Annotated in this window: 2 protein-coding genes; both read left to right on the top strand. The window is 72.4% G+C overall.

Annotated elements, in window-relative coordinates; translation table 11 throughout:
• The coding region (locus tag ACFZAX_RS35220) for an SDR family NAD(P)-dependent oxidoreductase (RefSeq protein ID WP_390967033.1) at positions 1-2,532 on the top strand (2,532 nt) is incomplete at its 5' end.
• 65 nt (positions 2,533-2,597) lie between these two features.
• Positions 2,598-8,711: SDR family NAD(P)-dependent oxidoreductase (locus ACFZAX_RS35225; protein ID WP_390967035.1), on the top strand; the 6,114-nt coding region annotated here is incomplete at its 3' end.

Genomic DNA, 8,711 nt, shown 5'->3' on the forward strand with positions numbered 1-8,711 from the left:
CTTGTGACGGGTGTCGAGGCGGCGGTGGAGCAGGTGACGTCGCCGGAGTACTGGGTGCGTCATGTTCGTGAGGCCGTCCGGTTCGCCGACGGTGTTGCCCATCTGGTGGGCCAGGGCGTCACCCGCTTCGTGGAACTCGGCCCCGACGCGGCACTCAGCCCCATGGCGGCCGACTGCCTGACGCCCGCCCACGACATCCTGTGCGTCCCCGTCCTGCGCCGTGACCGCGACGAGGCCCGCACATTGATCGCCGCAGTCTCCCAAGCCCACGCGCACGGCGCGAAGGTCGACTGGAACGCCTTCTTCGAAGGCCGGGGAGGCCACCGCGTCTCCCTGCCCACCTACCCCTTCCAGCGCCGCAGCCACTGGCAGGAGCGACCCGAGGCACAAACCACCACCGGCCGGCCCGATGACCCGGCCGGGGCGGCCTTCTGGGAAGCCGTCGAACGGGAGGACTTCACAGCTCTCGCCGACCGGCTCTCGGTCACCGAGAGCGCACTCGGCGAGGTGGTGCCCGCGATGGCACGCTGGCGCCGCCTCCATCAGGAGAGGGCCGTACTCGACAACCTCCGCTACCGCGTCGTCTGGCAGACCGTCCCCGCACCGCCCGCCGGAGCCACCGCGCTCGACGCCCCCTGGCTCGTCGCCGTCGCCGAAGGACAGACCGAAAACGCCGAGGTCACCGCGATCCTGGCCGCGCTGATCGAACGCGGCGCCTCCCCGCACATCATCGAAGCGGGCCCCGGCCTGGGCCGAGCGGACCTGGCCGCCCGTCTCGCCGAGCAGCCCGCCGCCGGCATCCTGTCCCTGCTCGCCCTCGACGACCGCCCCGAACCCGCACACCTCCATCTCACCCGCGGTCTCACGGCCACCGTCACCCTGGTGCAGGCACTCGCGGACATCCCGGACGCCCCCAGGCTCTGGTGCGCCACACGGTCCGCCGTCGCCACCTCCCGCTCCACGGAGCTGACCGCCCCGGAACAGGCCCAGCTCTGGGGCCTCGGCGGCGCCCTCGCCCTCGACCACCCCGACACCTGGGGCGGCACCCTCGACCTCCCCGCCGAACTCCGGCCGGCCGACCTGCACCGCCTCTGCGACGTGCTCTCGGGCGCCACCGGAGAGGACGCGGTGGCCCTGCGCGCCGAGGGCATGCTCGCCCGCCGCCTCGTCCGCGCCCCCCTGGGCGACCGCACGCCGGTCCGGACCCGCCCGTCGCACGGCACCGCGCTGATCACCGGTGGCACCGGCGGCCTGGGTGCCCACGTCGCCCGCATGCTCGCCGCCGACGGCATCCCGCACCTGATGCTCCTCAGCCGGCAGGGCGGCGCGGCCGACGGTGCCCGCGAACTGGCAGCCGAACTGGAGGCGTCCGGCACCCGGGTGACCCTCGCCGCCTGTGACGTCACCGACCGCGCCGCGCTGGCCCGGGTTCTCGACTCCGTCCCGGACGACATGCCGTTGACCACCGTCGTGCACGCGGCCGGTGCCATGCAGCGCATGGCACCGCTCACCGAACTGACCGAGGAGGAGTTCGCGGCCGTCGGCCACGCCAAGGTCACCGGGGCCCGGCACCTCGACGCACTCCTCGGCGACCGGCCCCTTGACGCCTTCGTGCTGTTCTCCTCCGGCGCCGCCGTCTGGGGCAGCGCCGGTCAGGCCGCCTACGCCGCGGCCAACGCCCGCCTCGACGCCCTCGCCCACCAGCGCCGATCCCGGGGGCTCACCGCCACGTCCGTGGCATGGAGCTCCTGGCAGGGCGGTATGGTCGACGCCGAACTCGCCGCCGCGATGGAACGCATCGGCGCCCCCGCCATGGCCCCCCACCACGCCATCGGCGCGCTGCGGCAGGCCCTGGAGCACGACGAGAGCCATCTCGTCGTCGCCGAGTTCGACTGGTCCCGCTTCGTCCCCACCTACACGCTCGCCCGCCCCCGCCCCCTGCTCGACGCGCTCGACGACGTACGCCGGATCCTCTCCGCCGAACCCGGAGCTGCGGGCTCGGACGCGGAGGACCTGATGGCCAGGCTCGCCGGCCTCTCCACGGCCGAGCGAAGCCGCGCGGTGCTCGACCTCGTACGTACCCGTGTCGCGACCCTGCTGGGATACGACGCGGCCTCGCAACTCGACCCGCAGCGCGCCTTCGAGGACCTCGGCTTCGACTCCGTCGCCGCCGTGGAACTCCGCCAGGCTCTCACCGCCGCCACGGGTGCCAAACTGCCCGCGACGCTGATCTTCGACTACGCGACACCCACCGCACTCGCCGACCACCTGCACACCCGGCTCTTCCCGGACAGCGACGACACCGCCACGCCCGTCCTCGCGGAGATCGACCGGTTCGAGGAACTGGTGGGGGCGCTGGACATCGAGGAGATCCGCAGCAGCCGCATCACCTCACGGCTGCAGACCCTCCTCGACACCCTGACCACCATCCAGAGCGGCGACACGGGGGCGTCCGCCGTGCGGGACTCACTCGACGAAGCCTCCGCGGACGACGTCCTCGCCTTCATCGACCAGGAACTCGGCCTCGCCTGACACGGGCACGCTGCCGCCATCCGCCCCCTGCCGTCATCTGCCCCGAAGGACCCGGTGAGACCGACATGGCCAACGACGAGAAGATCCTCGACTACCTCAAAAAGGTGACCGCCGACCTGCACCGCACCCGGCGCCGCCTGCAGGACGCCGAGGCCGCCGCGCAGGAACCCATCGCGATCGTGGCCATGGGCTGCCGCTTCCCCGGCGGGGTGACCACCCCCGAAGAACTGTGGCAACTGGTGGCAGAGGGCCGTGACGCCGTATCGGGCATGCCGGACGACCGAGGCTGGGACCTCGACCAGCTCATGGGCCAGGACGCCTCGCAACCGGGAACCAGCTATGTGCACCAGGGCGGATTCCTCGAAGGCGCGGGCGACTTCGACGCCGGATTCTTCGGAATGAGCCCCCTGGAGGCGGAGGCCACCGACCCGCAGCAGCGCCTCAGCCTCGAAGTCGCCTGGGAAGCCTTCGAACGGGCCGGAATCGACCCGGAGACCCTGCGCGGCGGGCGCGTCGGCGTCTACATGGGGTCCGGCATCCAGGACTACGGCGACTTCCCCGAAGGCGTACCGGAAGCCGTCGAGGCATACATGGCCACGGCACGGGCCGCGTCCGTCATCTCCGGCCGCATCTCGTACGCCCTGGGCCTCGAAGGGCCCTCCTTCACCGTCGACACCGCCTGCTCGTCGTCACTCGTCGCGCTCCACCTCGCCGTCCAGGCGCTGCGCCAGGACGAATGCGGCCTCGCCCTGGCCGGTGGCGTCATGGTCATGTCGACGGCAGCGCCCTTCGTCGCCTTCAGCAAGCAGCGCGGACTCGCACCCGACGGCCGGTGCAAGGCCTTCTCCGACACCGCCGACGGCACAGGCTGGTCCGAGGGCGCCGGCATCGTCCTGCTGGAACGCCTCTCCGACGCCCGCCGCAACGGTCACCCCGTCCTCGCCGTCGTCCGCGGCTCGGCCATCAACTCGGACGGAGCCTCCAACGGCCTCACCGCACCCAGCGGCCCGTCCCAGCAGCGCGTCATCCGCCAGGCCCTCGCCAACGCACGCGTACCCGGCGCCCACGTCGACGCCGTCGAGGCGCACGGCACCGGGACCACCCTGGGCGACCCGATCGAGGCGCAGGCCCTGCTCGCCACGTACGGCCAGGACCGCACCGCCGAACAGCCGCTGCGACTGGGCTCGTTCAAAGCCAACATCGGCCACGCCCAGGCAGCCGCCGGCGTCGGTGGCGTCATCAAGATGGTCATGGCCCTGCGCAACGGCCTGCTGCCCCGAACCCTGCACGTCGAGCAGCCCTCCACCCACGTCGACTGGACCTCCGGCCACGTCAGCCTGCTCACCGAGGCCGAACCCTGGACGCGCCAGGGCCACCCGCGCACCGCGGGCGTCTCGGCCTTCGGACTCAGCGGCACCAACGTCCACCTGATCCTCCAGGAAGCACCGGAGCCGGACCCGGCCGAGGCGTCCGACGGGACGAGCGTGGAACCGGCCGGGAGCCGACCGGACACCGACGACCGGGCGCTCCCCTTCGTCACGCCCGCCGCGCCCATCACACCGTTCCTCCTCTCCGCTCGCAGCGCCGCGGGTCTGCGCGCCCAGGCGGAGCGGCTCGCCTCCTTCGTACGGGACGGAGCCGGCGCCACTGCCCGCCACCGGGACATCGGCCACGCCCTGATCGCCACCCGCACCGCCTTCGAGCACCGTGCCGTCATCCTCGACACCGGGGATCCCACGGTCGCGGACGGCAGCGAGCCCACCCCCCTGCTCAGCGGCCTGGACGCGCTCGCGGTCGACGCCAAGGCACGCCACGTGGTGCGGGGGACGGCCACCGGCCCCGCCCAGGTCGCGTTCGTCTTCCCCGGCCAGGGCTCCCAGTGGGCCGGCATGGCTGTCGAACTCCTCGCCACGTCACCGGTGTTCGCCGACCGGATGCGTGAGTGCGCCGAAGCGCTGGCCCCCTTCACCGACTGGGACCTCCTCGACGTGGTCCACGAGCGCCCGGGCGCACCCACCCTCGAAGAGGTCGACGTCGTCCAGCCGGTCCTGTGGGCCGTCATGGTCTCCCTCGCCGCTCTCTGGCGTGCGTGCGGTGTGGAGCCCGCCGCCGTCGTCGGCCACTCACAGGGAGAGATCGCCGCTGCCTGCGTCGCCGGAGCCCTCTCGTTGGAGGACGGCGCCCGCGTCGTCGCCCTCCGCAGCCGGATCATCCGCCAGGACCTCGCCGGACGCGGGGGCATGATGTCGGTCGCACTGCCCGCCGCGGAGGCCGAGTCGGTGATGCGCGGCTGGGGCGACCGGCTCCAGATCGCCGTGGTCAACAGCCCCGCCTCCACCGTCGTCTGCGGCGAGAAGGAAGCCCTCGACGAGCTCCACATCCACCTGGAGGCCCAGGGAGTGCAGACCCGTCGGATACCGGTGGACTACGCCTCCCACTCGGTGTTCGTCGAAGAGATCCGCGACCGTCTCCTGGCCGAGATCGCCGACGTGACGCCCCGCACGTCCACCGTGACCTTCTACTCCACGGCGACCGCGGAGCCGATCGACACGACAGCACTCGACGCCGGCTACTGGTACGAGAACCTGCGCCGCACCGTGCGATTCGAGGACACCACCCGGGCCATGCTCGACGACGGGCTCACCCTCTTCGTCGAGGCCAGCCCCCACCCGGGCCTCTTCGTCGCCCTCGGAGAGACGATCGCCACCACCCCGGCCACCGCCGCCGCCGTCGGATCGCTGCGCCGTCACAGCGGAGACCCCGCCCGGTTCGCGCTGTCACTGGCCGAGGCCTACGTGCACGGTGCCACCGTCGACTGGAGCCTCTTCCACGACGCCGAGCCGGCCACCCGTGTGGAGCTCCCGACGTACGCCTTCCAGCGCGAGCGCTACTGGGTCACAGCCCCCACCGGTGCGGGCGACGTGCTGACCGCCGGTCTCGAACCGGCGGACCACCCGCTGCTCGGCGCACGGGTGTCCGCTCCGGACACGGACGCGCTCAGCCTCACGGGCCGCCTGTCCCTCGGGACGCATCCCTGGCTCGGCGACCACCGCGTGGACGACTCCGTCTTCTTCCCCGGCACCGGACACGTGGAACTCGTCGGCTACGCGGCCGACATGGCCGGCTGTGCCGTCATCGACGAACTGACACTGGAGACCCCTCTCACCGTCCCCGAACGGGGCGGAGTCGCGGTACGCGTCACGGTCGGCACGGCCGGCTCGGACGGCAGGCGCCCGGTGACCGTGCACGCCCGCACGGAGGACGGCGACCAGCCCTGGACCCGGCACGCGACCGGAGTCATCGCCCCGGAGACCCCGGGAGCGCACGGACCGTCCGACGCCACCGCCTGGGTCTCGGCGCAGTGGCCGCCGTCCGGCGCCGAGCCGGTGGACCTGGACGGCTTCTACGACGGCATGGCGGAGGAAGGGCTGCGCTACGGCCCCGTCTTCCAGGGACTGACCGCCGCCTGGCGCGCCGACGGCGACGTCTACGCCGAGGTCGCCCTGCCCACCGGCACACCCGCGACCGACTTCCGGCTCCACCCGGCCCTCCTCGACGCGGCGTTGCACACGGTGGCGCTGTCGGGTGCGGTGGGTGAGGGGGCCGCGTTGCCGTTCGCCTGGTCGGGTGTGTCGTTGGGTGCGGTGGGCGCTTCGGCGGTGCGGGTCCGGGTGTCGGCGGCGGGTGAGAACCGTGTGTCGGTGGTGCTGGCGGACGCCGGAGGCGGGGTGGTGGCGTCGGTGGACTCGCTGGTGCTGCGCTCGGTGGGCGGAGAGCGGCGCGCCGTGGCGGAGTCGGGAGTGGCGGGGTCCCTCTTCGCGATGGAGTGGCCCGAGACGGCGCTGCCGGACGCGCAAGCCGTCGACGGTGTCTCGGTGGGGCGCTGGAACGACGTGACGGGGAGTTCGCACGCCGTACCGGACGTGGTGGTGTACGAATCGCTCCGCGCCGGTGGGGCGGGGGGCGGCACTGCGGACGGTGTCCGGGCCGCGGTGTGCGAAGCGCTGGAAGTGGTGCAGGCGTGGTTGGCCGATGAGCGGTTCGGTGAGTCCCGTCTGGTCGTGCGGACCAAGGGTGCCGTCGCACTGCCGGGCACCGGCACGGTGGACCTGGCGGGTGCGGCTGTATGGGGCCTGGTGCGCTCGGCGCAGTCGGAGAACCCGGGACGCGTGGTGCTGCTGGACAGCGACGCGGACGAGGTGACGGACCAGGCCGCGCGGGTGACCGCCATGGGCGAGTCGCAGGTGGTGGTGCACGGGAACCGGGCCCACGTGGGTCGGTTGGTGCGTGTGGCACAGCCGTCCGACGACAGCGCCGGCGTGGAGTTCGATTCCGCCGGGACGGTGTTGTTGACGGGTGGTACGGGGACGTTGGGGCGGGTGTTCGCGCGTCATCTGGTGGTGGAGCGTGGGGTGCGGCGGTTGGTGTTGACGAGCCGTCGTGGTGGTGCCGTCGAGGGTGTGGGGGAGTTGGTCGAGGAGTTGGCGGGCTGGGGTGCGGAGGTGGTGGTCGAGGCGTGTGACGTGGCTGACCGGGCGTCTGTGGAGCGGGTGTTGGAGTCGGTTCCGGCGGATCGGCCGCTGGTGGGGGTGGTGCATCTGGCGGGTGTGCTGGATGACGGGGTGATCGGCTCGCTGACGGCGGAGCGGGTGGAGGCGGTCCTGCGTCCGAAGGTGGACGCGGCACTGAACCTCCACGAGCTGACCCGCGGCATGAACCTCACCGCCTTCATCCTCTTCTCCTCCGTGGCTGGCACCTTCGGCAACGCGGGTCAGGGCAACTACGCCGCGGCCAACGCGTTCCTGGACGCCCTGGCCACGTACCGCAGGGCGGAAGACCTCCCCGCACACTCCCTCGCCTGGGGTTTCTGGGACGAGGCCAGCGGAATGACCGGCAAGCTGTCCGGAGCCGAACGCTCCCGCATCTCGTCCGTCGGCGGCGTCTTCCCGATCTCCTCGGAGGGAGGCGTGGCCCTTTTCGACACCGCCCTGCGGGTGGACCGGCCGGTGGTGGCCCCGGTGCAGCTCGATCTCGCCGCCGTAAGGGCCCAGGGCTCCGCGGCCCGCGATCTCTTCCGCACTCTGGTCCCCGTCGTCGCACGGCGCAGGGCGACAGGCCACGTCGAGGCGAACGGCCTTCAGCAGCGGCTCGCCCGCATCACCGAGACGGAGCGCGAAGCCGTCGTCCTGGAGGTCGTCCTGGAGCAGGTCGCCTCCGTCCTCGGCTACAGCTCGCTCCAGGCCATCGAGCCGGAGAAGGCGTTCAAGGACCTCGGTTTCGACTCCCTGCGTGCCGTGGAGTTCCGCAACGCGGTGGCCGAGGCCACCGCGCTCCGACTCCCCGCGACTGTCGTGTTCGACTACCCCACCCCCGCGGCCCTGGCCCGCCGGCTGCTGGGGGAACTGTCCGGAGCCGGCGACCCCGCAGCGGCAACCCCCACCCCGGTGCGCCCGCACGCTGCCGTCCACGCCGACGACCCGATCGCGATCGTGGGCATGGCGTGCCGCTACCCGGGCAACATCGCCTCACCCGAGGACCTCTGGCAGGCCGTGAGCGAGGGCGCAGACCTCATCTCCGACTTCCCGACCGACCGGGGCTGGAACCTCCGGAAGATCTACGACCCGGAAGGTGTACGACCCGACACCAGCTACGTCGCGCGCGGCGGCTTCCTCGACGACGCCCCTGGATTCGATCCGGCGTTCTTCGGTATCAGTCCGAACGAGGCGCTGATCATGGACCCGCAGCAGCGACTCCTGCTGGAGGCATCGTGGGAGGTGTTCGAGCGGGCCGGTATCGACCCGCTCTCCCTCAAGGAGAGCCGAACCGGTGTCTTCGCCGGCATGATGTACCACGACTACGCCCACAACGCGAGCACCGGCGGCATCGCCTCCGGCAGGATCTCCTACGTACTCGGCCTTGAGGGCCCGTCGATGACGGTGGACACCGCGTGCTCCTCGTCGCTCGTGAGCCTGCACCTCGCGATCCAGGCGCTCCGCTCCGGTGAGTGCTCCCTCGCGCTCGCAGGGGGCGTGGCCGTCATGTCCGAACCCGAGGTCTTCGTGGAGTTCAGCCGGCAGCGGGGGCTGGCGAAGGACGGCCGGTGCAAGTCGTTCGCGGGTGCTGCGGATGGTGCCGCGTGGTCGGAGGGCGTGGGTGTGCTGCTGGTCGAGCGGCTGTCC

This window comes from Streptomyces sp. NPDC008125, assembly GCF_042957125.1.
Classification (GTDB): Bacteria; Actinomycetota; Actinomycetes; order Streptomycetales; family Streptomycetaceae; genus Streptomyces.